Source organism: Flavobacterium sp. MR2016-29, from assembly GCF_015350695.1.
Classification (GTDB): Bacteria; Bacteroidota; Bacteroidia; order Flavobacteriales; family Flavobacteriaceae; genus Flavobacterium.
The window spans coordinates 341412-367551 of record NZ_JADKPU010000004.1; the positions used below are offsets into that span (position 1 = coordinate 341412).

The window sequence follows — 26140 nt, forward strand, 5'->3', positions numbered from 1 at the left end:
CTGAATATTTGAGATATTCAGGTTTAGAATTTATCAAGAACAGTTCACCCGCAAGGGATAACGCTGTTGCAAAGATAGTCATTAATTTGATATAAGTCAAGGTCATAGTCATTGATGTTGCATTTAAGTTATAATTTACGAAATAAACGATGACTCAGTAATTGGGTGCTAGTCCGCCCCTTTTGGGTGTATGTAAAATGAATATTATTATTGCTAGAACTTAATGCACAAGGTTATTTATGAGTAAATTACAGAATATCCCGGATTGGATGAAAACAAAGGGTTACTTACACCTTTCTCCTAGCCTACAAATTGATGTAAATTGGCGTAAATATAAACTTCAAATTGAAAACAAAGAATTTATTTCGAAATATGCTTTTTATCCTTTAATACATGCGTTTATTAAAGAAAGAAAGTATAAAAAATCAGACCCTAATAAACATACAATACATAGACGCTCTCATAAGCATGTAAATTCTAAAACAAATATCACAGAAAAATCTTCAAAATTAAGACCTCTTCATTATGCAAGCCATTATGATGCTTTAATTTATGGATATTATGCTTATTTATTAAATAAAAAATATGAAGAAAAGTTAATACTATCACCTAAATTATTTGATAGTGTAACGGCTTATCGTAAATTAAAAATTGACAAATTATGTGACAAGGGAAAAAGTACAATTCATTTTGCAAAAGAAGTCTTCGACGAAGTAAAGCAACGTGCGTCTATTAATAAAAAAACTGCTGTACTAACTTTCGATATTAAAGGTTTTTTTTCTTCATTAGATCATGACATTTTGAAGCAAAAATGGTCTTTTATGATAAACGAAACAAAACTTCCAAATGATCACTATAATGTTTTTAAATCTTGTACAAATTTTAGTTATGTACTGAAAGATGATTTAAGAAAAAGAAAAAACAAATCAGGCAAAAAAAGTGGTTTCGAAGAAGATAAACTTGCCCGAATTAGAAGAGAAAAAGGATTCAAATGTTTTTTTGAATCGAATGAAGATTTCAGAAATCATATAAAAAATGGTAAATTAAGAATATATAAAAACCCATTTAGGAAAGAAGATTCTAAAGAAAAAAAACAAATAATTGGCATTCCTCAAGGATTGCCGATTAGCGCAGTTTTAGCAAATATATATTTATACGATTTCGATAAAGCAATAATTCAAAATCTTGTAGAAGAAAAAAATGGTTACTACAGAAGATATTCAGATGATATCGTAATAATTTGTAATATTGATGACATCCAAACTACTAAAACTTACATTGAAGATTTAATTAAAGAGAGTAATTTAGAAATTAGTTCTGCTAAAACTGAAGTTTTTATTTTTGAAAATCGAATATTTAACAAATTAAACCAAGAACGTTTAACATCAATTAAAATAAATAGTGACGGAACTCAATCCATTAATTCTCCCTTAATTTATCTTGGTTTTGAATTCAGAGGTTACAATGTGGTAATAAAATCTACTAATCTAGCAAAATTTTATAGAAGATTAATTAGTATTATAAAACGTAGAGCAAAACGAGCAATAAAAGGTATAGATAAAAATCCTTATCAAAAGAAAGCTATTTATCTAAATCAGATAAAAAAATTGTATAACAGACCACTACGCGAACTTGATGCAGAAAATAGTGATCTAAAGCAAAAAGAACGAAATAAAACATCTTTAGTTTTAAATGAAAGAAGTGAGTATTCTATAATTTCTAAAAAAGTAACTTCTAAAAAAAAGAACTCTAATTACATGGGATATATTAAAAGATGTTCAGAAATTTTTAAAGAAAAGCATTTTATAAATCAAGTCAGAAAGCGTAAACATATAGTTTATTGTGCAATTAAAAAACACCTAGAATAATCTTTTAATTATACCTAACAGATTTTAAAAACCTGTTAAGAAACCTTAAATCCCAAAAAACTCTTTAGCATTCTTCGTAGTTTCTTGCGCAACAACAATCCCCGAAACTCCTTTAAACTGTGCAATTGTTCCGGCAACAAAAGCAGAAAAGCAGGTTCGCATCGGCGTACATGGTATTTCTTCAAAAGAGTGTTCGGGACATTTTTAGGAAGCATAAACGGCGCATCGGTTTCAATCATCATTCGTTCGAACAATACGTACTGAATGATTTCTTTTAAATGATGAAACGTTTGGTATCAGAAATCGCTCCCGTAAAACAAAGATAAAACCCATTATCAAAATAGATTTAGAGATTGTATAGAAATACTATAACCGAAAACTTTCATAACTAAATAAAAAATATTCTACAAAAACTCCTTTTCAAAACATCAAACCAAAAAATAATCCTCCATTAAATCAATGGTTTTTTGAATTATACAGAATTAAATCTCCTTTTAAATCCATAAAAGAATTTTTACCACATTAATTTTGTTAAAATCTCAAAAAAGAATAGTATATTTCAATTCAAATTTAAACCTAAACCGCTCTAAATCAGAGATATTTTTTTACTAACCAAAAATTTATTAAAAAATTATATGCACGCATAGTATTTTTTGATTATATTTGAAATCGATATAGTTACCTATGAAAGACAAAACAATAGATTATATTTTGAGAGCTACATGGCAGGCTGTTTCAAGAATGTATAACGAAGAAGCTGCTAAATACGATGCCACAATGGCAACCGGATTTGCTCTTTTAAGTATAGATAAAGAAGAAGGAACTCCATCGACAGCTTTAGGGCCAAGAATGGGAATGGAAGCTACAAGCCTGACAAGAACATTAAAATCGATGGAAGACAAAGGTTTGATTGTTCGCAAAAAAAACCCAACTGACGGACGAGGTGTTTTGATTTACCTGACCGAATTTGGAAAAGAAAAAAGAGATTTATCTAAAAATACTGTTTTGAAATTTAATGAAACCGTTAGAAAACATGTTTCAGACGAAAAACTAAAACATTTTATTGAGGTTTCTGAAATCATAAACGAATTAATTCAAGACAAAAATATATTTACCCAAACAGAAAATACGGAAAATGAATAGTCTTTAAAAAACAATTCAAATTCTCATACAAAAAAACAAATAGTAACAAATTATGAAATCGTCCACAGTAAATTTTTTACCAAATAATAAAAAGGCGATAACATATTTGACCAATAGAAAATAAAATTAACAAATATGAAACGCACAATTAAAAAAGTTGCTGTAATTGGATCCGGAATTATGGGTTCAGGAATAGCTTGTCATTTTGCCAACATTGGTGTTGAAGTTTTATTACTTGACATCGTGCCACGCGAGTTGACAGAAGCTGAAACTAAAAAAGGATTAACGCTTGAAAGTAAAGTTGTTCGCAACCGTGTGGTAAACGAGCACTTGGCGAATTCATTAAAATCAAAACCCTCTCCTATTTACAGTCAAAAATTCGCTAGCCGAATCACAACTGGAAATACGACTGATGATATGGCAAAAATTGCCAATGTAGACTGGATTATTGAGGTTGTAGTAGAACGTTTGGACATTAAGAAATTAGTTTTTGAACAAATCGAGAAATTCCGTAAACCGGGAACTTTGGTTACTTCTAACACTTCTGGTATTCCAATTCACTTTATGAGCGAAGGAAGAAGCGAAGATTTTCAACAACACTTCTGCGGAACCCACTTTTTTAACCCTGCGCGTTACTTAAAATTATTTGAAATTATTCCTGGTCCAAAAACTTCTACAGAAGTATTGGATTTCTTAAACGAATACGGATCTAAATTCTTAGGAAAAACTTCGGTTGTTGCTAAAGATACTCCGGCGTTTATTGGAAACAGAATTGGTATTTACGGAATCCAGAGTTTATTCCATTTAGTAAAAGAAATGGGATTAACGATTGAAGAAGTTGATAAATTGACTGGTCCGGTAATTGGTCGTCCAAAATCAGCTACTTTCCGTACTGTTGACGTTGTTGGATTGGATACTTTGGTACACGTTGCCAACGGTATTTACGAAAATTGCCCGACAGACGAACAGCACGAATTGTTCAAACTTCCAGAATTTGTTACCAAAATGATGGAAAACAATTGGTTAGGAAGCAAAACGGGTCAAGGTTTTTATAAAAAAGTAGATAAAGACATTCTTTCTTTAGACTTAGATACATTAGAATACCGTGCTGCTAAAAAAGCAAATTTTGCTACACTTGAACTTACAAAAACTATTGATAAACCAATCAATCGTTTTAAAGTTTTAGTAAAAGGAAAAGACAAGGCGGGAGAATTCTACCGTAAGAGTTTCGCCGGAATGTTTGCTTATGTGTCAAACAGAATTCCTGAAATCTCAGACGAATTATACAAAATTGATGATGCCATGAAAGCTGGTTTTGGATGGGAAAATGGTCCATTCGAAATTTGGGATGCAATTGGTGTTGCAAACGGAATCGAAATCATGAAAGCAGAAGGTTTAGCCCCTGCTGCATGGGTTACTGAAATGCTGGCTTCTGGAAGCGAAAGTTTTTACTCTGTAAAAGAAGGAGCAACTTATTTCTATAATATTCCAACAAAATTACAAACTAAGGTTCCTGGGCAAGATTCATTTATTATCTTGAACAACATCCGCGAAAGCAAAAAAGTTTGGAGCAACAGCGGTGCAATCATTCAGGATTTAGGAGATGGAATTTTGAACTTAGAATTCCAGTCTAAAATGAATACAATTGGCGGTGATGTACTTCAAGCTATCAATAAAGCAATCGACTTATCTGAAAAAGAATATCAAGGTTTAGTTATTGGAAACCAGGCAGCGAATTTCTCTGTAGGTGCTAACATCGGAATGATTTTCATGATGGCAGTTGAACAGGAATACGATGAATTGAATATGGCAATCAAAATGTTCCAAGATACTATGATGCGTGTTCGCTACTCTGGAATTCCAGTTGTAGTAGCACCTCACGGAATGACTTTTGGCGGTGGATGCGAAATGAGCTTACACGCTGATAAAGTTGTGGCTGCTGCTGAAACTTATATGGGATTGGTTGAATTTGGTGTTGGTGTACTTCCTGGCGGAGGTGGATCTAAAGAAATGGCTTTGAGAGCTTCAGATTTATTCCGCAAAAACGATGTGGAATTGAATGTTCTTCAAGAGTATTTCTTAACAATCGCTATGGCAAAAGTATCTACTTCTGGTTACGAAGCTTTTGACACAGGACTTTTACAGCACGGAAAAGACGTTATTGTAGTAAACAAAGATCGTCAGATTGCTGAAGCTAAAAAACATGCATTGTTATTAGCAGAAGCAGGTTATACACAGCCAATCAGAAGAACTGATGTTAAGGTTTTAGGAAAACAAGCACTTGGAATGTTCTTAGTTGGAACGGATCAAATGGAAGCTGGAAAATACATTTCTGAGCACGACAAAAAAATCGCTAACAAACTGGCTTATGTAATGGCCGGAGGTGATTTATCTGAAGCAACTTTAGTTTCTGAACAATATTTATTAGATATCGAACGTGAAGCTTTCTTATCTCTTTGTACTGAGCGTAAGACTTTAGAGAGAATTCAATATATGTTAACTAAAGGAAAACCGCTTCGTAATTAGATAATAAGATGCAAGAAACAAGAAGCAAGACTTTAGAGAATCTTGCCTCTTGCCTCTTTCTTCTAATAAATCTTTAAAAAAACAAAACAAATGAAAACAGCATATATAGTAAAAGCATATAGAACAGCAGTTGGAAAAGCTCCAAAAGGTGTTTTTAGATTTAAAAGACCTGATGAATTAGCAGCAGAAACCATTCAGTTTATGATGGATGAACTGCCTGATTTTGACAAAAAACGTATTGATGACGTTATGGTAGGAAATGCCATGCCGGAAGCAGAACAAGGTTTGAACGTTGGACGTTTGATTTCTCTTATGGGATTAAAAGTTGAAGACGTTCCCGGAGTTACTGTTAACCGTTACTGCGCATCTGGATTAGAAACTATCGGAATGGCGACTGCTAAAATCCAATCAGGAATGGCAGATTGTATCATTGCTGGTGGTGCAGAAAGTATGAGTTTTATTCCGATGGGAGGTTACAAGCCAACTCCGGATTATAAAGTTGCTGCTGCAGGTCACGAAGATTACTATTGGGGAATGGGTTTAACGGCTGAAGCGGTTGCCAACCAATATAAAATTTCAAGAGAAGATCAAGATGAGTTTGCGTACAATTCTCACATGAAAGCTTTGAAAGCTCAGGCAGAAGGAAAATTCGACAAACAAATCGTTCCGATTACTGTTGAACAGACTTTCATTAATGAAAATGGAAAAAAAGAAACTAAATCTTATGTTGTAAAACAAGACGAAGGACCGAGAGCTGGAACATCTGTTGCTGCATTAGCAGGTTTAAAACCGGTTTTTGCTGCTGACGGAAGTGTAACTGCAGGTAACTCTTCTCAAATGAGCGACGGTGCTGCATTTGTTTTAATCATGAGCGAAGAAATGGTAAAAGAATTAAACCTTGAGCCAATTGCACGACTTGTAAACTTTGCTTCTTCTGGTGTTGAACCAAGAATTATGGGTATTGGTCCAGTAAAAGCAATTCCGAAAGCATTGAAACAAGCTGGTTTAGAATTGAAAGACATTGACTTAGTTGAATTAAACGAGGCTTTTGCTTCTCAGTCTTTGGCTGTAATTCGCGAATTAGGTTTAAATCCAGATATCGTAAACGTAAACGGAGGAGCTATAGCATTAGGTCATCCTCTAGGCTGTACTGGAGCTAAACTTTCTGTTCAGTTATTTGACGAGATGAAACGCAGAGGAAGTAAATACGGAATTGTTTCTATGTGTGTGGGGACTGGACAAGGTTCTGCAGGGATTTACGAAGTATTGTAGTTTTTAAGAGGAAAGAAGCAAGATGCAAGACTTGATTTTTGGAATGAAAATATTCTGAAGATAAAGGCTTATAAAAGTAGTAAAAAACTTACTTTAATTATTCTTTCTTATCTTGCCTCAAAAAAAAACATGAGACACAATTTTAAGAATTTGAAAATTTGGATTTTAGCTATGGAAATTACTAATGACATCTATAGATTAACGGCCACTTTTCCAAAATCAGAAATTTATAGTTTAGTCAATCAAATGAATCGATGTTCTGTTTCAATGCCTTCAAATATTGCTGAGGGATCAAACAGAGGAAATAAACATTTTCAACATTATTTGAATATCAGTTTAGGTTCGTCATTTGAATTGCAGACACAATTGTTAATAGCTTGTCAAAATGACTATGTAACAAAAGAAAAAACAGAAAAATTAGAAAACAAAATAATTGAATTTCAAAAGATGACCACGGGGTTCATAAGCAAGTTAAATTAAAATCTTGCTTCTTGCTTCTTTCATCTTTTACCTAAAAACATAAGCAATGGCAGATACAATCGAAAAAAACGTGACTCGTGGTGGTCAGTTTTTAGTTAAAGAAACAAAATGCGAGGACATCTTCACACCAGAAGATTTCTCTGAAGAACAGTTAATGATGCGTGACTCTGTAAAAGAGTTCGTAGACAAAGAATTATGGGCGCATAAAGATCGTTTTGAGAAAAAAGATTATGCATATACAGAAGCTTCTATGCGTAAAGCTGGTGAACTTGGACTTCTTGGAGTTGCAGTTCCTGAAGAGTACGGCGGATTAGGAATGGGATTTGTATCTACGATGTTAGTTTGCGACTACATTTCTGGTGCTACAGGTTCGTTCTCAACTGCTTTTGGTGCTCATACAGGAATTGGTACAATGCCAATTACACTTTATGGATCAGAAGAGCAAAAGAAAAAATACGTTCCTAAATTGGCTTCTGGAGAATGGTTTGGAGCTTATTGCTTAACAGAACCAGGCGCAGGATCTGATGCTAACTCAGGAAAAACAAAAGCTGTTTTATCTGAAGACGGAACTCACTATAAAATTACAGGACAAAAAATGTGGATTTCGAATGCAGGTTTCTGCAGCGTTTTCATCGTTTTTGCTCGTATTGGAGATGATAAAAACATTACAGGTTTCATCGTAGAAAATGATCCATCAAACGGAATTTCTATGAATGAAGAAGAGCATAAATTAGGAATTCGTGCTTCTTCTACTCGTCAGGTTTTCTTCAACGATACAAAAGTTCCTGTCGAAAACATGTTATCTGAAAGAGGAAACGGTTTCAAAATTGCAATGAATGCCTTGAACGTAGGTCGTATTAAATTGGCTGCTGCTTGTTTAGATGCACAACGTAGAGTTACTTCAAATGCAGTAAAATATGCTAATGAAAGAATTCAGTTTAACACTGCAATTTCATCTTTTGGAGCTATCCGTTCTAAATTAGCTGAAATGGCAACGAATGCTTACGCTGGAGAAAGCGCTTCTTACAGAGCTGCAAAAGATATCGAAGACAGAATTGCTGCTCGTGAAGCTGAAGGAACTTCTCATCAAGAAGCTGAATTAAAAGGTGTTGAAGAATACGCTATCGAATGTTCTATTTTAAAAGTTGCAGTTTCTGAAGACGTACAATCTTGTGCTGACGAAGGAATTCAGATTTTTGGTGGAATGGGATTCTCTGAAGATACTCCAATGGAAAGTGCTTGGAGAGATGCCCGTATCGCTCGTATTTACGAAGGAACAAACGAAATCAACAGAATGCTTTCTGTAGGTATGCTGATTAAAAAAGCAATGAAAGGTCACGTTGATTTACTTGGACCAGCTATGAAAGTTCAAGAAGAATTAATGGGAATTCCATCTTTTGATACTCCAGATTTTTCTGAATTATTTGCTGAAGAAAAAGGAATCATCGCAAACTTGAAAAAAGTTTTCTTAATGGTTGCTGGAAGTGCTGTTCAAAAATACGGTGCAGATTTAGATGCTCACCAACAATTGTTAATGGCGGCTTCTGATATCTTAATCGAAATCTACATGGCTGAAAGTACTATTTTAAGAACTGAAAAATTAGCAAAAAATCAAGGAGAAGCTAAAGTACAAGAGCAAATTGCTATGGCAAAATTATACTTATACAAAGCTGTAGATATCGTGAACCAAAAAGGAAAAGAAGGAATTGTTTCTTTTGCTGAAGGTGACGAACAACGTATGATGTTAATGGGATTAAAACGTTTTACAAAATACACAAACATGCCAAATGTAGTGGCATTAAGAGAAACGATTACTTCTAAATTAGTTGCAGAAAACGAATACTGCTACTAATACAAAAATAGTTTTTAGCTTTTAATTTGTTTAAACCCGCACATGTCCGAAACTGTGCGGGTTTATTTTTTGCTTTTTTTTGAACCATATAAGTTCATTTAAATAAAGGCATTAGATATAAATTACTTTTATGATCTTATATAACTTATATGGTTTTAAAAAAACATTTCACAAATCTTTATTAAAATTGCGTTTTTGATACAAGATTGATAGCAAAATTTAAATTCTAATGTTTTATATTTAGCGTTCTAAAACTTCAAAAAACATATAATGAAACAGATTACCGTAATTACCCTTTTATTTTGCTGTATATTTTCTACAGCTACATTTGCGCAGAAAAACAAAAAAATGGACATTATCGCTTATTATACAGGTGATTCGAAACTAATTGACGAATACGAAATCAATAAATTAGATCAAATTATTTTTAGTTTCTGCCACTTAAAAGACGGAAAACTAAGTGTTGATTCTCCAAAAGATTCTATTACAATTAAGCATTTGGTTTCTTTGAAAGTTAAAAATCCACAATTAAAAATCGTATTATCACTTGGTGGCTGGGGAGGCTGTGAACCTTGTTCTGCTGCATTTTCAACTGCAGAAGGAAGATTAAAGTTTGCAAAATCAGTAAAAGAAGTAAGCGATTATTTTAAAGTTGACGGTCTAGATTTAGACTGGGAATATCCGGCAATTGAGGGACTGCCTGGACATTTATTTCAACCAGCTGACAAACCTAACTTTACTGAATTAATTAAAATATTACGTTCTACTTTAGGCAAAAAATACGAATTGAGTTTCGCTGCAGGTGGTTTTCAAAAATATTTAGATGAATCTATCGATTGGAAAACTGTTTCACCGTTAGTTAATCGCATTAATATTATGAGCTATGATTTAGTAAATGGATATTCTAAAGTTACAGGTCATCATACGCCTTTATATAGTACAAATCCAAAAGAAGAATCTACAGACAGAGCTGTTACTTATTTGATAAAACACGGAGTACCTGCTGAAAAATTGATTATTGGCGGTGCTTTTTATTCTAGAACATGGAAAAATGTAGAAAACGTAAACAACGGTCTTTATCAGCCTGGAGAACATATTCAAGGTGCTGATTTTAAAAACTTTGCTTCAACTTATACAGAAGCTAATGGCTGGAAATATTTTTATGATGAAAAGGCACAAGCGCCATACTGGTATAATGCCGGGACAAAAACATTTGCAACATCTGACGACCTGAAATCTATAAAAGCAAAAACAGAATATGTGAAGTCTAAAAAATTAGGCGGTATCATGTTTTGGGAACTGACACTAGACAGTCCGAAAAACGGAATGGTTAATGCTATTTACGAAGTAAAAACAGGAAAATAAATTACTTGAAGATCAATAATAAAAACGGCTGTCATTTTACAATGACAGCCGTTTCTATTAAAGCTGAAACTAAATTTTTACTTTTGATTTGTCTAATTCTCCAATAAATGGAATTGAATTTTGAATTTCATTACGAATTGTAGTCTGCAGATACACTTCTAATTGAATAAATTTTGCTGCATTTATTGCTCCCACAGCTTTTTTTGCCTTGCCATACGTTTTGGTATATAACTTTTCATAAGCCATATTGTTTTTTAAAGTTGCTTTTGCAAGTTCATCGGCTTTAGCATCAGTAAGCGTATTATAATTGGCTGCATAATCATTGATCAATTGAAACTTTGTCTGTCCCAGCGCTTTACGTTCTGTTTCGTAATTTTCGTAGACTTTTGTAAAAGCCGTTGCCTGCGCATCAGACAGATTCATGTATTCTTTTACCAGATCACTTTTAGATTTTCCATAAACACTTTGCACAATTTCTACATCTTCTTTAAACGTAGATTGAGCATATGATGAAAACGAGGCTACAGCCAGAACTAGAACAACAATTACTTTTTTCATAGTTTTAATTTTAAATTAGTTAATCTTCTAAAAAACAAATTGATTCTTTATTGCTTTTTTTCTTCTGCTTTTGGTGCTTCAATTTCACCGTCATACGAAATCGCAGCTCTGTTGTTGCTATTTACGGAAAGCGTGGCATTACCATTAAAAAATATTGAAAATAAAAGATTATATACATCATTCTTTCCTTTAACAGTAGCTCGAACAATGTAGTTTTTCTTATTTTTTTCAATTTTGATATTTTCCGGCACGCCTTCAAACTTAATACCGCCGTCTCCGCCATAAGCAACATTATATGCTCTGCCAAAAAAAGGAAGATCGCAGGTTGTTTTTACTTCATTAAATTTTAGAAAATAAGTATTGTAATCTAAATTAAGAAATCTTCCTCCCTGTGGTGTGGCTTTCTGGGCTTCAAAAACAAAATTTTTCGAATCAATTAATGCTTCTATTTCTTTTTGTTTCTGCAGTTCTCTTTCTGCTTTAAGTTCTTTTTTTGTTTTTTCCTGTGCCAAAACTGGAAAACTTAAAAGCAATACTAACACTAATAAAATGGATATTTTAGTTTTCATAAATTATAATTTAATAGAGTTAAAATAATTTCTATTTTTTGGTAAATCGCATCATTGCAATATCTCCAGAAATAAGATTTAATGTTTTTCCGTCATCTGTAATATTATACGATGTTATTTTTTGAAGTGCAGCCATAAAAACCTGTTCTCCCTGTCCGTCCATACACATCATTTTTGTTACGGCCATGGGTTGCTTAAAATCTATTTTATTTTGAGTTACACTCAATTTTCCGGTAAACGAATTACAGCTGTTGTTTCCTGAAACTTGATTTTCCTTGATATTGAAATTAATGGCAGGCTTTTTATTTGGATATAAACCATCAAAAGCAATTCTTGGACCTGTAATATAATTAAGTTCCCAGCTTCCTTCAAGCTTAGAAACTGAATCGCTTTTTTTGCATTTAAAAATAGCACAAGATAACAGCATCGTACTTAGAAAAACAAGGATAAAAAACTTCTTCATCATAACTTTAAGTATTAAAATATTAATGAATTAGAAAAATGTATTCGGAAATTTTTCGTTAAAAACGTATACGAATTTAAGCAATATTTTCGTCTTTACATGGCAAGCAGCTATTAAATTATGGGTAATAGTTTTAGATTTTTTTAACTTTTAGCTTCCAGTATATCGGTTTTTTTATGTTAAATTTACTTAATCTTTAATTTAAAAGCCATACATATGAAAAAAGCAATTATTTCTTTCGCTATAATTACAGCCTTAATTATTGGCTGTAAGACTAATACAAAATCAAATGACGCCAAAACTTTAACCGTTAATTTAGAACCAAAAAGCAACAGTACCGTTAGTGGTACTGCAACTTTTACTGAGAAAAATGGAAAAGTAACTTTTGTAGCAAAAGTGGCAGGTTTACAGCCTGGAGTTCATGCAATTCACATTCATGAGAAATCAGATTGTACAGCTGCCGATGGAAGTTCAGCCGGCGGACACTGGAATCCTACTTTTAAAAAACACGGAAAATGGGGTTCAGCTGAATATCACAAAGGTGATATAGGAAACTTTACTGCTGATGCAAAAGGAAACGGAACCATCACATTAACGACTGACGAATGGTGTGTTGGCTGTGGAGACGAAACCAAAGATGTTCTAGGAAAAGGTTTAATCGTGCATCAAGGAACAGATGACTTTACGACACAGCCTACTGGAAATGCAGGAGGTCGAGTTGCCTGTGCGGGAATCATCAAATAAAAAAAAGCAATAACCACTATTTTTATAAAATCTAGTGGTTATTTCATTTAAAATGAATACTAAAACAATAAAAAAAATTAGCTTTGTATCCTCAAATAAAAGTTAATGATTAACCCATCGGCATCAGGCTGGATAGATAAGTTTTTTAGTGAACAAAAGTTTTCAGAAGCGATTCCTTTTGAGACTACAGATTCGTTTTACTATAAAGTAAGAGAAACTGGTTTTATTTACGGTCATATTATCTCTATTGATTCTCAAGTTCCAATTCCGATCAAAGGATGGTTTAAAACAGAAATCTCTAAAGTTGCTTTACTAAATACATTATATCATGTTTTTTGTTTAGAAAAAAGAAGTTCTGAACCTAATAACTTTATTTCAGAAGTTTTAAAATTCTACAACCAAATGAATCCTGAAGGATTTAATTTGTTCAAAATCTTACTTCCAAAAGACAGTCCGTCATTTTCTTTAGAAAATATAATCGATCAGCGAGTACAGACGAATGACAGTATTATCAGTAAAAACTTTTCGCATTTAGTAACTAACGCCTTGTTGTTTATTGATGTTTTAGCTTTTAGACAATATTTAGAACACGGTGCAATTCCGGATAAATATTTGAAAAGAATTGAAGAAACTGTTTTGGGTATTGTAGGTTTAGCACTAAAAACTAAAACGGTAAAATCGCAGCATGACGATTTACTAATCAAACTTTTTGAAGCTTCAATAAGATATTCAAAATTCTCTAAAGTTACGGTTGAAACTTTAGAAACCTTGCAATTAGACTATTTCAAAAATACGCTCGAACATTATTATTTGATCGATATGGCCGGAATGGCTTTATGGAGTGATGGTGTTGTAGAAAATGAAGAAGCTTATTTTCTATATTCATTAGGATCTTCTATGAATGTTTCTGATGCTTTTGTAGCTAAAAGCATTGCAACAACAAATACTTTTATTACAACTCATAAAAAGAAAATTCCATACTTTAATTATTCTAATCCTGTAAAACACTTTTACGATCAGATGACGCATACGGTCGTAAAACTAATTGTAAGAAATAAAAACAGACTGGTTAAGGAAATAGTTCAAAGTAAAGAATTAATGATTCTTTTGGCTTATTCTACAACCAGAGATCTGGACGCCAAAGAAAAAAAGAAAGTTAAAAAACAGCTCTTAGATATTTGTAAAACGATTCCGTCCCTGACAATATTTTTGCTTCCCGGCGGAAGTTTACTGTTGCCGATTTTAATAAAGTTTATTCCAACCTTATTGCCATCTGCTTTTAATGAAAATTTAGACGAAAACGAATAAAAAAAATCGCCCTTTTGAGGCGATTTTTTTTTATTATAGATTACTCAGCTGGTAAACATCATCAAGTTCATCATTCGAAGCAATTGTTACATTTAAATCGGTTACAAAACCAGAATTTAAACCGTAAACCCATCCGTGAAGCATTAAATCCTGACCATTTTTCCAAGCACTTTGTACAATAGAAGTTTTAGCTAAATTGTAAACTTGCTCTTTAGCATTGATTTCAACGAAAGCATTAAAACGCTCTGTTTCATCTTCAATTGAATTTAGATATTTATCATGCAAGCGGTATTCATCTTTAATGTGACGAATCCAGTTGTCGATAATTCCAACAGATAAATTCCCCATTGCCGCTTTTACACCACCACAACCATAGTGTCCGCAAACAATAACGTGTTTTACTTTCAAAACATTAACAGCATAATCAAGAACACTCAACATATTCATATCAGAGTGAACCACCATGTTGGCAATATTTCTGTGAACAAAAACTTCTCCTGGCTTAGCTCCAATAATTTCGTTTGCCGGAACACGGCTGTCAGAACATCCAATCCATAATAATGGCGGTGTTTGTCCTTTAGCTAAATCTGCAAAATAATTAGGGTCTTTTGCTAATGACTGTTCAACCCACTGTTTATTGTTTTCTAATATTTGCTTATAAAACTCTTTCATTATTTTTTATTTTTTTTGATTGATATTACTAGGTGATTAAAGATATCAAAAAGAAACTCATGTAAAGTTACCTAAATTTTGATATTTCATCATCGTTAGAAATACCTTTAATTTATATAATTTGTTTAAAAATTTTCTTTTGTTATTTCTTTTTTTACCAATGCTCTCTTTGCTACATCATAATAATGCTCTATCGAAACGTGATTATTGTTATCTGGAGTATTTTCTAACTCGTAAGCCTTTTTGAAACCTTTTAGTTTTACTTTGATATTTGCATCAACAGCCCGTGTTTCTTTAAACTCACGAATCAAATCTAAAACATCATGAGCAATATACTCAGTATCATGCGCATTGATAATCACTTTTGAATTTTCTGGAATATCATTCAAAGTCTGTTTAATTGCGGCTTTATTCAAAAACGAAACTTCTTGTGCTAAATCGATATGAATTACATCTCCATCTTCATATTCTTCTTTTTTGAAAACATAGGCTCTTTTTAAGTTACCTCTTAATACAAAAATAATACTGATGATGATTCCTAATGCAACTCCTTTAAGTAAATCTGTTGCTACAACAAATACTAAGGTTGCGATAAAAGGCACGAATTGGTATTTTCCTTTTTCCCAAAAATGAAAGAAAGTCGCTGGTTTGGCTAATTTATATCCAACTAAAATTAAAACAGTAGCTAAAGTTGCTAATGGAATTTTATTTAAAACTGCTGGTATAGCCAAAACGCTTATCAGCAAAAGTACGCCGTGAATAATTGCCGACATTTTAGATTTTGCACCTGCATTGTTATTAGCAGATGATCGAACGACAACTGATGTCATTGGCAAACCTCCTAAAAGTGAACTTACAATATTTCCAATACCTTGTGCTCTAAGTTCAACATTTGTATCTGTATAACGTTTTTGAACATCCATTCTATCAGAAGCTTCAATACACAATAACGTTTCAATAGAAGCTACAATAGCAATGGTAAGGGCAACTACCCAAACTTTCGGATTTGCAACTGCTGTAAAATCTGGGACAATCACAATAGATTTTAATTCCTCAAAGGATTTTGGAACTGGCAGAGAAACCAAATGGTCCTTTGCAATTGCCAATGAACTTCCTGAAGAAACAAAAATTTCATTTAAAACTATTCCAACAATAACCGCAACTAGTGCACCCGGAATTAATTTTAAGCGTTTTAAAAACGGTACTTTTTCCCAAGAAATTAAGATCACAAGTGAAACTAATGAAATTACTACCGCTCCTAATTTTATATGATTGATAACATCGAATAAAAATGAAAATGAATTGCTTCCGTCATTTTGAATGAATGCCTGATCGCCTTCAAAATCTGCATCGTAACCAAAAGCGTGAGGCAATTGTTTTAAGATGATAATGATTCCGATACCGGCTAACATTCCCTCAATTACATTGGTAGGAAAATAATTTGATATACTTCCGGCTTTTAAAAATCCTAATGCTAATTGAATTAATCCAGCAATAAAAACAGACAGCAAAAACACATCAAAAGCACCCAAATCACTAATAGCGGTTAAAATAATCGCTGTTAATCCAGCGGCAGGGCCTGAAACGCTAATATGCGACTGGCTCAAGTATCCTACTACTATACCACCAATAACACCCGCGATAATTCCAGAAAATAAAGGAGCTCCAGAAGCCATTGCAATACCTAAACACAATGGAAGAGCCACCAAGAAAACCACCAAACCTGAAGCAAAATCAGATTTAAGGTTAGCAAAAAGATTGATTTTTTTTGTCATAACACAATACTAAAAAAATTATTCATTAAAGATTAACCGCACTTATTCTAAATGCAGTATAGTTCAAAATAATCGGAAGTATTATGCCAAGTTGGGAGGTGGAGCAAATATGCTCGGTGAAATATTGTCTAACTTTACAATATTTTCAGACACAATGGTCTTTTTTTCAATATAGACTGGCAATATAACTTCATGCTGAAGTATTGCTGGATAAACAGCAGCCTTAAGTTCTTTATGCGAATGCTCTTCTTCAGAAAAACTGAAAAACATAGAAGTATCATTGCTTTTCTTCATCAACGTTACAACAGTAGGCGTTGCCAAGAAAGCAATAAATATGAATAATAATATGCGAGCGATTAATTTCATTGGAGCAAAAATAGTGTTAAAGAAATAAAATCAAAGAGATTTTTATAGAAATTTAACAATAACAAAAAAGCAGCACAATCTAAAGAGATCATTCTACTTTTAAATCTTTTATAGCCAATACATTAAAGCTCTTCTTCAAGCCATGCATTCATCATCCAGATTGTTTTTTCCTGCTCAGCGATAAAGTCACTCATCATAGAATTTGTTCCTTCATCATTAATTTCTGCTGCTTTATTCAAGATTTCTCTTTCAATTTTTAATAAATCAGATAATGAATGAACAATCAATTGAACTGCTTTTTCATCATTCGAAATATTTTTTCCAACAGTTAATTTATTGTTTTTAAGATAATCTTCAAATGTATGCAAAGGAGTACCTCCAATTGTCAAAACTCTTTCGGCTATCATGTCTATTTTTAGCTGAGAATCTGTATATAATTCTTCAAATTTTACATGCAGGTCAAAGAAACGCTTTCCACGGATATTCCAATGAATTCCTCTTAAATTTTGATAATATACCTGAAAATTGGATAATAAAATATTCAATTCTTTTACTACTAAGGCTGATTCTTTTACAGGCAATCCTAAAATATTTGTTTTCATGGTTTTCATTTTTTACACTAAGTTTACTACAAATCTAAAGGAAGTTCTCGAAAAAAGTTATAAAAAAAAATTATATTTACTTATTTTTGCATCAAAAAATACTATCAAAATGACGATAACTCAATTACAATATGTGTTAGCTGTTGCCGAACATAAAAATTTTACACTCGCTGCTGAAAAATGTTTTGTAACACAGCCGACATTAAGCATGCAGATTCAAAAAATTGAAGAAGAACTTAATATATTAATATTCGACAGAAGCAAAAAACCTATTCAGCTTACCGATATTGGCCAGAAGATTGTAAATCAAGCCAAAAACATTGTTAATGAAGCCGACAGAATAAAAGATATTGTAGAGCAACAGAAAGGTTTTATTGGAGGAGAATTTCGTTTGGGAATTATCCCTACTATTATGCCAACGCTTTTACCAATGTTCCTTAATAATTTCATCAAAAAATATCCAAAAGTTAAGCTTTTAATTGAGGAACTGAACACAGATGAAATTATCTTAAAATTAAAAAATGGTCATTTAGATGCTGCAATTGCTGCTACCCCTTTAGAAGATGAAAAAATAAAAGAGATTGTTTTATATTTTGAGCCATTTGTAGCTTATATACCAGAACATCACGCTAGTTTTCAAAAAGAAGAAATTGAAGTTGCTGATTTAAATATCAACGAAATTTTACTTTTACAAGATGGACATTGTTTTAGAGACGGAATTCTGAACTTGTGCAAAAACGGTTCGGATATTGATCAAAACAATTTTCAGATTCAGAGCGGCAGTTTTGAAACACTTATAAAATTAGCAGATGAAGGCCTTGGTACAACGTTACTTCCGTACTTGCACACCTTGGATTTAAAAGATTCCGATAAGCTGAAACTGCGTAATTTTAAGGAACCAAAACCTGCTCGTGAGGTAAGTTTAATTTACCCAAAAAGCGAATTAAAAATGCAAATCATTGACGCATTGCGATCTACAATCGCCGGAGTTGTAAAGGGAGCAATTGTTTTTCAAAATGTTCAAATCATTAGTCCGCTGCAAAAGAAATAAAAATAAAAAAGGAGCCAATTGGCTCCTTTTTTTATACTTTAATTAGCAGTAAACTTTGTTTTAATTCTGGTTTTTCAATAATGAAATTTAATAACCATTCTTGCAATTGTTCCATTTCATACGGTAACAGCGTTTTGATAGCTTTTTCTAACTCTTTGCAGAAAAGTATCGGATCGAAACTTACTCTCTCAAGTATTGATTTCGTGTAATCAAACATCATTTTTGACATAATAAAATAAGATTTTGGGGGGTTATCTATATTTTTAAACTCGCACCAAATTTAAACAAATAACCCATATAACGACTAATTTTAACTAATTTTTTTAAAATATTTATCAACGAAACCGTTTTCTTAGTAAATATAAATCAATTAAGAATTATTCTAAATTAATAATTTATACCTTTTTAAAGGCGCGAAACATCTCACGTTTTCCCGGAGGACCTGCTAATTTTTCGACTGTAAAGCCAACTGAAATCATGCTTCTTTTAACAACGCCACGGGCGGCATATGTTACCAAAACTCCATTTGGTTTTAAACTATTATACATTTTCTGAAAGATTTCAGTACTCCAAAGCTCCGGCTGAACGCGATATCCGAAGGCGTCAAAGTAAATCAAATCAAAAATTTCATAATCGTTTATTTCATCAAAAAATTGTTTCCTTTTGGTTAACGAAAAGAGAGTGCTAATTTCGGTTTTCTTATTCCATTCAGATTTATGCATTTTCTGAAAAATGTTCTCAAATTCCAATGCCTTTAATTCCACAACATAATTCATAGCTAAAACTTCTTCTGCATTTACAGGATAAGCCTCTACTCCTACATAATCAATCTTCTGCTGTTTTTCTTCAGACTCTAAAAAAGTGATAAAGGCATTTAAGCCAGTTCCGAAACCAATTTCAAGAACAGAAACAGGATTATTTTCAAACAACGAAAGTCCATTTTTTATAAAGACATGTTTTGCTTCTTGTATGGCACCGTGTTTTGAATGATAACTTTCATTCCATTCTTCTAAATGAATTGTAGTAGAACCATCTAGCGTTTTTATTATTTCTCTTTTCACTTTTTCGTAATTTATAGTCTGATAGTCTTGGCATTTCAGCCTTTTCATGAGTCAAATTTAGTCAAAACAAATGCGTAAAGCCTTAAAAATCGGCAGTTTTTTCATAAATTCTTTATAAAACAAAGCCTATTTTTTGAGTTTATTATAAGATAAATAAATCTCAGTTAAAGGCAGTAAATAATGCAGTTTTACTAAGTATTTTATATATTTTTATTTAATTTTGCATTTAATAAATTCTATTTTATACTATATCATTACTTTAGATATTTTCTATTGAGATGAAAATTACCTAAAAACTTACATTATTATGAGTACAACTCAAACCAGCAAAATTGAAATCAGAAAAGCCACTTCGTCTAAAATAAGCGGAGTAGACTTCGAAAACTTAAGCTTTGGTGCTGTTTTTACAGACCATTTATTTGAATGTGATTATAAAAACGGACAATGGCAGACTCCGGTCATTAAGCCTTATGCACCGATTTTAATGGATCCTTCATCAAAAGTCTTTCATTATGGACAAGCTATTTTTGAAGGAATGAAAGCTTATAAAGATGAAAATAATGATGTTTGGTTGTTTAGACCTGATGAAAACTACAAACGTTTTAACAATTCTGCTGTGCGTATGGCAATGCCAGAAATTCCAGAAGATATTTTCATGGAAGGTTTAAATGAATTATTAAAAATAGATCAAGAATGGATTCAGAGAGGAAACGGAAGCAGTATGTACATTCGCCCTTTTATGATAGCGACTGGTCCTGGTGTTATTGCAAATCCATCTGACGAATATAAATTTATGATTTTACTTTCTCCTGCAAAATCATATTATGGCGGTGAAGTAAAAGTTATTATTGCTGAACATTACAGTAGAGCTGCAAATGGCGGGATTGGTGCTGCAAAAGCGGCTGGAAACTACGCTGCGCAATTCTACCCAACTAATCTTGCAAACAAAGACGGCTTTCAACAAGTTATCTGGACAGATGATGCAACGCATACAAAACTAGAAGAAGCAGGAACAATGAATGTTTTCTTCAGAATCAATGATACTTTATTAACGGCACCAACAAGCGAGAGAATTTTAGATGGTGTTACCAGAAAAAGTTTAATTGCCATGGCAGAAAAAGAAGGATTAGATGTAGAAGTACGTCCTGTGATTGTTTCTGAATTAGTTGAAGCCGCTAAAAACGGATCTCTAAAAGAAATTTTTGGAGCTGGAACTGCTGCAGTTATCAGTGTTATTAAAGGTTTCTCTTATCAAGATGTTTATTACGAAATGGCTCCTATTGAGAACTCATATGCCTCATTCTTAAAAGAAAAACTGACAAGTCTTCAAAATAAACTTTCTGAAGACACTTATGGATGGACAGTTAAAGTTCAATAATCCAAAACCATATTAAAAAGCAACCCGATAAATTTAGTTTTATCGGGTTTTTTATTTGTAATAAAAATTATCAGATTTTCATTATGGTAAATTTAAAATATAACTATAATATTTCTGCTCGTCTATCTGGATTGAAGAAGACAATGAAAATCCAATCTACTTAAATATTCAGATTGATATTCTTGAAATTGCTCATTATTAAAAATATGAAATAAACACAACTTTTAAAAAATCTTATAACGTCATTTTTGACACTATTTATTGGGAACAAAAATTAACGCAACTGATAAAAGAATTAGAAAATAAGTAAATTCAATTTGAAATTTTATTTTACAAAAGCTTCGAAAAATCAGGTTTAAAATAATTCGGGCCTTTCATTACTTTTCCGTCTTCACGATAAATTGGCTGGCCGTCTTCTCCCAATTTACTCATATTACTGCGCTGAATTTCATCAAAAACAGCTTCAATTTTATCTTGCAATCCATGTTCGATAATGGTACCGCACAAAATATACATCATATCACCAAGCGCATCGGCAATTTCAACCAAATCATTATTCTGAACCGCTTCTAGATATTCTTCATTTTCTTCCTTCATTAAATTATAGCGGAGCAGTTTTTTAGTTTCACCCAAATCAGCAATTGGAGTTTGGCTGTGACCTATTTTAAAAGCAGTATGAAATTCAGTCACTGCATCAAGTTGTTTCTTCATGATTTTAATTGATTAAATGAAGTGGCAAATTAGCAACTATTCGTATACAATTCTCTAAATTTGTGAAAAATAATTTAAAGTATGTTTAGTCAAGGACAATTAATATTCGCAGTCTGTTTTTTTATCGCATTTGTAATCGTTATGATATTCGCCTATCGAAAAGATCTTGCTCTTCATAAAATTTTCTACAAAGGAAATTACAAAGTACTGCTTGTGTTTTTACTTTTTATAGCACTACTATTTGTAATTAAATTTTTCTTCAAACGATAGATCAAAAAATTATTTAGTATTAGAAGTAAAATAAATTTCAAAAAACTACAATTAAACCATTTCAAAATCGTTTTATTTGAACATATTTTTGATCAAAATACAATTAAATACTATACTTTTATTTTTTGAAGCTATTAGTGTGACTAGTAATAAAATTTATAACTTTACGACACCAAACAACCTACTCCAATGAAGATTCTAAAATATTTATTTCTTTTATCGTTATTAAGCTTAGTTGCCCTAACCGTTTTTGTCGCTACCCAAAAAGGGATTTTTTCTGTCGAAAGAAGCAAAGTGATTAATTCGCCAAAAGCTACTGTTTACAGCTATTTAAATGATTTTAGAAACTACGAAGATTTTGAATCTTGGTCTGCAGAAGATCCTTCAATTCAAATGACGTATCCAAATAAAACGATTGGAAGCGGTGGTTCATACTACTGGAATGGTGAAGAAGGTGCAGGAAATGCAATAACGCTTAAAACTAAAGAAGGAGAAAGCATTCAGCAAAAAATGAAATATGATGGAACAGAAGCTGATGTGAACTGGACCTTAAAAGATACTTTGAACGGAAAAACAAAAGTAACTTGGAAAGCGAAAGGAACAATGAGCTTTTTGTTTAAAATATACACTGCCTTAAACGGAGGGTCTGATAAAGTAATTGGAACTATTTACGAAAAAAGCCTTGCAAACATTGACAAAAATTTAGATTACGAAACTAAAACTTTTAATATAAAAGTGAACGGCGTTGTAAACAAAGTCGAAACAGCTTATATTAAACAAACCTTTACAAGCGAAATTCAAAAGGTTAATAAAAACGCTAGAATCGTAATACCGAAACTTATTCACTTTAGCGAAACCAATGGTTTAGGCACAAACGGAAAACCTTTTATTATTTATCACACTTACAACACTACGACTGGATTAGCAAAAATCTCTATTTGTCTGCCAACAAACAAAGAAATTACCACAACTCCAGGAAGTGATATTTTAGGCGGGAAGCTAAATGGTTTTGAAGCAGTAAAAACGACTCTGACAGGCGATTATACACACCTGAACGAAGCAATGGCAAAAACAAGTGCTTTTATAAATAATCAAAAAATAACTCCAGAATTAAGCTGGTCGCATCTTGAGATTTTAACGCTCAGCAAACTAGATGTAAAAAGTCCGTCAAAATTAGTGACAGAAATATATTATCCAGTTAAACCAAAAATTGTTCCCGTTACTGAACCTATTCAATCATACGGAACTGAAAACCAAGCCGAAACAGAAGCATCGCCTGCTGATCCTGCAGCCGTAAAACCTGCACAGGTAAAACCTGCAGTAAAAAAACCGGTTACACCAAAACCTGTTACAACTCCAGCCAAAACTCCAGAAGAAGAACAGTCTGAATTCTAAAATAGGGCAAATTAAACCTTTTGTTCGAAATTCATTCTAATAATAAATCAAGAAATTTGACAGACGAGAAGGAATTTATACAACAACTATTAGATCCTAAAACGCAAAATACAGCGTTTCAAAAACTCTTGTCTGATTATCAAAAACCGTTGTATTCTCATATTCGAAACATTGTTCTGAATCATGATGATGCAGATGATGTTTTGCAAAATACTTTTGTGAAAGTATTTCAATACTTAAAAAATTTTAAAGGCGAAAGCAAGCTTTTTTCTTGGATGTATCGTATTGCAACCAATGAAGCTTTGACTTTTTTGAATCAAAAAGCAAAATTAAGCGGCTTGACATCAGAAGCTTTACAGAATAAAACTATCGATAATTTAAAAGCCGATGTCTATTTTGATGGAGATGAAATTCAGATAAAACTTCAAAAAGCAATTGTCGCCTTGCCAGAAAAACAGCAATTGGTATTTAAGATGAAGTATTTTGAAGAATTAAAATATGAAGAAATAGCAGAAATTTTAGGTACATCAGTAGGAGCATTAAAAGCATCTTATCATCATGCAGTAAAAAAAATTGAATTATATGTTACATCAAATTAAACCTTTTGTAACAAAACCTATCTTATAGATATTATGAAAGCATTTAAATTAGAAAACGAACCGAAAATCAAATCTGGATTTAAAACTCCGGACCATTATTTTGATGATTTATCGGCAAAAGTTTTACAGCAAATAGACAAAAGAGAAGTTAAAGTAATTCCGTTTTACAAACGTAAAAACGTAATATCGATGCTGGCAGCAGCGGTAGTCGTTATTGCATTAATGATTCCTATAGTAAACAATTATAACGCAACATCAAAAGAACTGGACGAAGATACTTTAGAAACGTATTTATCGTATCAATCGAATTTAAATCAATACGATCTGATTCAGAATTTAGACACGACAGATATTCAGAAACTGAATAAAAATGTTGCTATTGAAGATGAAACGCTTGAAGATATTTTAGCATCAAACCCAAACATTGAACACTTAATTTCCGAATAAAAATAAAACTTAAAAGATGAAAATCAAAAACATACTACCGATAATTCTATTCCTAGTAAGTTTTTCATTTTATGCACAAAACGGCAGAATAGATGAAAAGCGCGAAAAGGTTAAAGCTTATAAAGTTTCTTTTTTGACGACTGAATTGGAATTAACTCCAACAGAAGCTGAAAAATTCTGGCCAGTATACAATGCTTATGACGATAAACAATTCGAATTAAGACATTTAAAGATGAAAACGTATTTAAGCAAATTAGATGATGACAATATCAATTCGCTTTCAGAAAAAGAAGCTGGAACACTTCTAAGCCAAATCGAAAGCACTGATAAAGAATTATATCTTTTGAGAGAAAAATATAATACAAGTTTAAAAAAGATACTTTCAGCAAAAAAGATACTTAAGCTTAAAAAATCAGAAGATGATTTTAACCGAAAATTGCTAAAACAATATCGAGATAAAGCTGGCAAAGATTAAAAACAAGAAACAACAGCGATAAGACCCCTATATAATAATGCTTACTTTATTATTTAGGGGTCTTATTATTTTTAAATTACTTAAAGTTAAGTTTTGCCATGATATTGTAACCCGCTGCAATTGCGGTATTCTTATTTATAAAACGGATAGTAAAAAACTTAGGCTCAGGAGATAATTGCACCCAAGAAGCACCATTATCAGTAGAATAATAAATACCTGAAGCTCCTACGCATACTAGCTCTTTTCCTTCACCGCCAGGAACATATTGTACGCATGAAGCATATCCAAAACCTTGTTCTTGTCCTACTAATTTCCAAGTTTTTCCTCCGTCGATTGTAACCGCTTTATTGTCAGATTTTTTATCCGGAAGTTCGTAATCTCCTCCTGCTATAAATCCATTTTTTTCATCAAAAAAGTCAGCTGTAAAAATTCCGGTCATGCTTTTGCCCTGCGTTATTGGAGTATCAATAACTTTCCAAGTTTTAGCTTTGTCTGGAGAATAAAAAACACGTGCTTTTTTTCCGCCAGAAACTAGCCATGTATCATTACCTTTAATTACGATATTGGTGTTACTTGCTGCAAAAGCAGATTCGCCTGTTGCATTTGTAGGCAGTTTGTCTGATAATAATTTTGTCCAAGTCTCTCCTCCATCTCTTGTAACAATAATCGAAAAAGTATCTTCTGTAGGATCACCTATTGCTATTCCTTCTTTATCATTCCAGAATTGCATGCTGTCATAAAAAACTTTTGAATTAATCTCTTTGTAAACTAATTTTACTTTTTGCGTTTTTTTAGAAACTTGATACAGTAATGCAGGGTTTCCTACACTTAATAAAAATACATCATTTGAAGTTTGAGCAATACTTCTAAATTCTAATTTAAGCGTATCACGGTAAATATGCTCTTCGAATTTCTGATTTTTATCTAAATCATAGCTGCCAAAGCGAGAATTATCCCCACCATACCAAACTTTATTTTTATCAATTGAAATGGCGCGAATACTGATTTTATCCTTAAATAAAGTATCTATTTGCACTGTTGAAAACCAATTACCAATATTTGCCTTGTCACTGTTTTTCAGTGTTTTAAAAGACATAAATAAAACAACAGCACCAAAAAACAACATTATTTTTCTCATAGTAGGTTAAAATTTATTCGGTGCTAAATTACAATTAATTATAAAATATATG

Annotated in this window: 28 protein-coding genes; 16 read left to right on the forward strand and 12 right to left on the reverse strand. The window is 32.3% G+C overall.

The window, feature by feature from the left end; translation table 11 throughout:
- Positions 1 to 239 precede the first annotated feature (239 nt).
- Positions 240 to 1868, forward strand: a complete 1629-nt coding sequence (locus IR010_RS12195; protein ID WP_194569299.1) for a reverse transcriptase/maturase family protein — start codon at positions 240 to 242, stop codon at positions 1866 to 1868.
- A gap of 35 nt (positions 1869 to 1903) precedes the next feature.
- Here IR010_RS12195 and IR010_RS20260 read toward each other — a convergent pair whose 3' ends face one another.
- A complete protein-coding gene (locus IR010_RS20260; protein ID WP_410505263.1) occupies positions 1904 to 2110 on the reverse strand; it encodes a hypothetical protein in 207 nt (68 codons plus the stop codon).
- Between the two features lie 442 nt (positions 2111 to 2552).
- Between IR010_RS20260 and IR010_RS12205 the strand changes: the two genes are divergently transcribed.
- The 6 genes from IR010_RS12205 (at position 2553) to IR010_RS12230 (ending at position 10506) form a co-directional block, all read left to right on the forward strand.
- Positions 2553 to 3011, forward strand: a complete 459-nt coding sequence (locus IR010_RS12205; RefSeq protein ID WP_029272942.1) for a MarR family winged helix-turn-helix transcriptional regulator — start codon at positions 2553 to 2555, stop codon at positions 3009 to 3011.
- Positions 3012 to 3146: 135 nt separating this feature from the next.
- The gene (locus IR010_RS12210; RefSeq protein ID WP_194569302.1) at positions 3147 to 5537 is read left to right on the forward strand and encodes a 3-hydroxyacyl-CoA dehydrogenase/enoyl-CoA hydratase family protein; all 2391 of its coding nucleotides are present in this window, start codon (positions 3147 to 3149) and stop codon (positions 5535 to 5537) included.
- Between the two features lie 90 nt (positions 5538 to 5627).
- Positions 5628 to 6809, forward strand: a complete 1182-nt coding sequence (locus tag IR010_RS12215) for a thiolase family protein (protein WP_194604143.1) — start codon at positions 5628 to 5630, stop codon at positions 6807 to 6809.
- A 129-nt stretch (positions 6810 to 6938) separates the two neighbouring features.
- The gene (locus IR010_RS12220) at positions 6939 to 7289 is read left to right on the forward strand and encodes a four helix bundle protein (RefSeq protein WP_134139938.1); all 351 of its coding nucleotides are present in this window, start codon (positions 6939 to 6941) and stop codon (positions 7287 to 7289) included.
- Between the two features lie 46 nt (positions 7290 to 7335).
- Entirely contained in the window at positions 7336 to 9141 is a 1806-nt protein-coding gene (locus IR010_RS12225) for an acyl-CoA dehydrogenase family protein (protein WP_194569306.1), read from the forward strand.
- A gap of 270 nt (positions 9142 to 9411) precedes the next feature.
- Positions 9412 to 10506 (forward strand): glycoside hydrolase family 18 protein, encoded by a 1095-nt coding sequence (locus IR010_RS12230; RefSeq protein ID WP_194604146.1) that lies wholly within the window; start codon positions 9412 to 9414, stop codon positions 10504 to 10506.
- Between the two features lie 69 nt (positions 10507 to 10575).
- On the opposite strand, the gene IR010_RS12235 is transcribed toward IR010_RS12230, so the two are convergent.
- Genes IR010_RS12235 through IR010_RS12245 form a run of 3 tightly spaced genes read right to left on the reverse strand, consistent with a single transcriptional unit; the run spans position 10576 to position 12099 of the window.
- Entirely contained in the window at positions 10576 to 11064 is a 489-nt protein-coding gene (locus IR010_RS12235) for a hypothetical protein (protein WP_194604149.1), read from the reverse strand.
- Between the two features lie 47 nt (positions 11065 to 11111).
- The gene (locus tag IR010_RS12240) at positions 11112 to 11633 is read right to left on the reverse strand and encodes a DUF4251 domain-containing protein (protein ID WP_194604152.1); all 522 of its coding nucleotides are present in this window, start codon (positions 11631 to 11633) and stop codon (positions 11112 to 11114) included.
- 31 nt (positions 11634 to 11664) lie between these two features.
- A complete protein-coding gene (locus IR010_RS12245; RefSeq protein WP_317174458.1) occupies positions 11665 to 12099 on the reverse strand; it encodes an META domain-containing protein in 435 nt (144 codons plus the stop codon).
- A 213-nt stretch (positions 12100 to 12312) separates the two neighbouring features.
- Here IR010_RS12245 and IR010_RS12250 point away from each other — a divergent pair, with 213 nt between their 5' ends.
- Both IR010_RS12250 and IR010_RS12255 read left to right on the forward strand, forming a co-directional pair.
- Positions 12313 to 12840, forward strand: coding sequence for a superoxide dismutase family protein (locus IR010_RS12250; RefSeq protein ID WP_029272933.1), 528 nt, complete (start codon positions 12313 to 12315; stop codon positions 12838 to 12840).
- A 105-nt stretch (positions 12841 to 12945) separates the two neighbouring features.
- The gene (locus IR010_RS12255; RefSeq protein ID WP_029272932.1) at positions 12946 to 14148 is read left to right on the forward strand and encodes an LETM1-related biofilm-associated protein; all 1203 of its coding nucleotides are present in this window, start codon (positions 12946 to 12948) and stop codon (positions 14146 to 14148) included.
- A 33-nt stretch (positions 14149 to 14181) separates the two neighbouring features.
- Here the strand turns inward: IR010_RS12255 and can are convergent, their stop codons facing one another.
- The 4 genes from can to IR010_RS12275 all read right to left on the reverse strand — a co-directional run bounded on the left by can (position 14182) and on the right by IR010_RS12275 (position 17563).
- Positions 14182 to 14820 carry a carbonate dehydratase gene (can, locus tag IR010_RS12260; protein WP_029272931.1) on the reverse strand — a complete coding sequence of 213 codons (639 nt, stop codon included), beginning with the start codon at positions 14818 to 14820 and terminating at the stop codon, positions 14182 to 14184.
- A gap of 125 nt (positions 14821 to 14945) precedes the next feature.
- Positions 14946 to 16595 carry a SulP family inorganic anion transporter gene (locus tag IR010_RS12265; RefSeq protein ID WP_194569313.1) on the reverse strand — a complete coding sequence of 550 codons (1650 nt, stop codon included), beginning with the start codon at positions 16593 to 16595 and terminating at the stop codon, positions 14946 to 14948.
- A gap of 81 nt (positions 16596 to 16676) precedes the next feature.
- Complete coding sequence (locus tag IR010_RS12270) at positions 16677 to 16961, reverse strand: hypothetical protein (RefSeq protein WP_029272929.1); 285 nt, start codon at positions 16959 to 16961, stop codon at positions 16677 to 16679.
- 122 nt (positions 16962 to 17083) lie between these two features.
- The gene (locus tag IR010_RS12275; protein ID WP_029272928.1) at positions 17084 to 17563 is read right to left on the reverse strand and encodes a Dps family protein; all 480 of its coding nucleotides are present in this window, start codon (positions 17561 to 17563) and stop codon (positions 17084 to 17086) included.
- Positions 17564 to 17672: 109 nt separating this feature from the next.
- Between IR010_RS12275 and IR010_RS12280 the strand changes: the two genes are divergently transcribed.
- On the forward strand, positions 17673 to 18614 hold the full coding sequence (locus IR010_RS12280) for a LysR substrate-binding domain-containing protein (RefSeq protein WP_029272927.1): 942 nt from the start codon (positions 17673 to 17675) through the stop codon (positions 18612 to 18614).
- 31 nt (positions 18615 to 18645) lie between these two features.
- Here the strand turns inward: IR010_RS12280 and IR010_RS12285 are convergent, their stop codons facing one another.
- A complete protein-coding gene (locus IR010_RS12285; protein ID WP_017496117.1) occupies positions 18646 to 18843 on the reverse strand; it encodes a hypothetical protein in 198 nt (65 codons plus the stop codon).
- A gap of 166 nt (positions 18844 to 19009) precedes the next feature.
- A complete protein-coding gene (gene mnmD, locus IR010_RS12290; RefSeq protein ID WP_194604233.1) occupies positions 19010 to 19675 on the reverse strand; it encodes a tRNA (5-methylaminomethyl-2-thiouridine)(34)-methyltransferase MnmD in 666 nt (221 codons plus the stop codon).
- Positions 19676 to 19982: 307 nt separating this feature from the next.
- Between mnmD and IR010_RS12295 the strand changes: the two genes are divergently transcribed.
- Positions 19983 to 21053 (forward strand): branched-chain amino acid aminotransferase, encoded by a 1071-nt coding sequence (locus tag IR010_RS12295; RefSeq protein ID WP_029272925.1) that lies wholly within the window; start codon positions 19983 to 19985, stop codon positions 21051 to 21053.
- 330 nt (positions 21054 to 21383) lie between these two features.
- On the opposite strand, the gene IR010_RS12300 is transcribed toward IR010_RS12295, so the two are convergent.
- Positions 21384 to 21764: a nucleoside triphosphate pyrophosphohydrolase family protein gene (locus IR010_RS12300; protein WP_194604155.1), complete on the reverse strand. Its 381-nt coding sequence runs from the start codon at positions 21762 to 21764 to the stop codon at positions 21384 to 21386.
- A gap of 81 nt (positions 21765 to 21845) precedes the next feature.
- On the opposite strand from IR010_RS12300, the gene IR010_RS20130 reads away from it, so the two are divergent.
- The 5 genes from IR010_RS20130 to IR010_RS12320 all read left to right on the forward strand — a co-directional run bounded on the left by IR010_RS20130 (position 21846) and on the right by IR010_RS12320 (position 24950).
- Positions 21846 to 22034 (forward strand): hypothetical protein, encoded by a 189-nt coding sequence (locus tag IR010_RS20130; protein WP_029272923.1) that lies wholly within the window; start codon positions 21846 to 21848, stop codon positions 22032 to 22034.
- Positions 22035 to 22223: 189 nt separating this feature from the next.
- Positions 22224 to 23429, forward strand: coding sequence for an SRPBCC family protein (locus IR010_RS12305; protein ID WP_194604158.1), 1206 nt, complete (start codon positions 22224 to 22226; stop codon positions 23427 to 23429).
- Positions 23430 to 23485: 56 nt separating this feature from the next.
- The gene (locus tag IR010_RS12310; protein ID WP_029272921.1) at positions 23486 to 24028 is read left to right on the forward strand and encodes an RNA polymerase sigma factor; all 543 of its coding nucleotides are present in this window, start codon (positions 23486 to 23488) and stop codon (positions 24026 to 24028) included.
- Positions 24029 to 24061: 33 nt separating this feature from the next.
- Positions 24062 to 24475 carry a hypothetical protein gene (locus IR010_RS12315; RefSeq protein ID WP_194604160.1) on the forward strand — a complete coding sequence of 138 codons (414 nt, stop codon included), beginning with the start codon at positions 24062 to 24064 and terminating at the stop codon, positions 24473 to 24475.
- A gap of 16 nt (positions 24476 to 24491) precedes the next feature.
- On the forward strand, positions 24492 to 24950 hold the full coding sequence (locus IR010_RS12320; RefSeq protein WP_194569319.1) for a sensor of ECF-type sigma factor: 459 nt from the start codon (positions 24492 to 24494) through the stop codon (positions 24948 to 24950).
- A 76-nt stretch (positions 24951 to 25026) separates the two neighbouring features.
- Here IR010_RS12320 and IR010_RS12325 read toward each other — a convergent pair whose 3' ends face one another.
- Positions 25027 to 26088, reverse strand: coding sequence for a WD40/YVTN/BNR-like repeat-containing protein (locus tag IR010_RS12325; protein WP_194604163.1), 1062 nt, complete (start codon positions 26086 to 26088; stop codon positions 25027 to 25029).
- Positions 26089 to 26140: the final 52 nt, after the last annotated feature.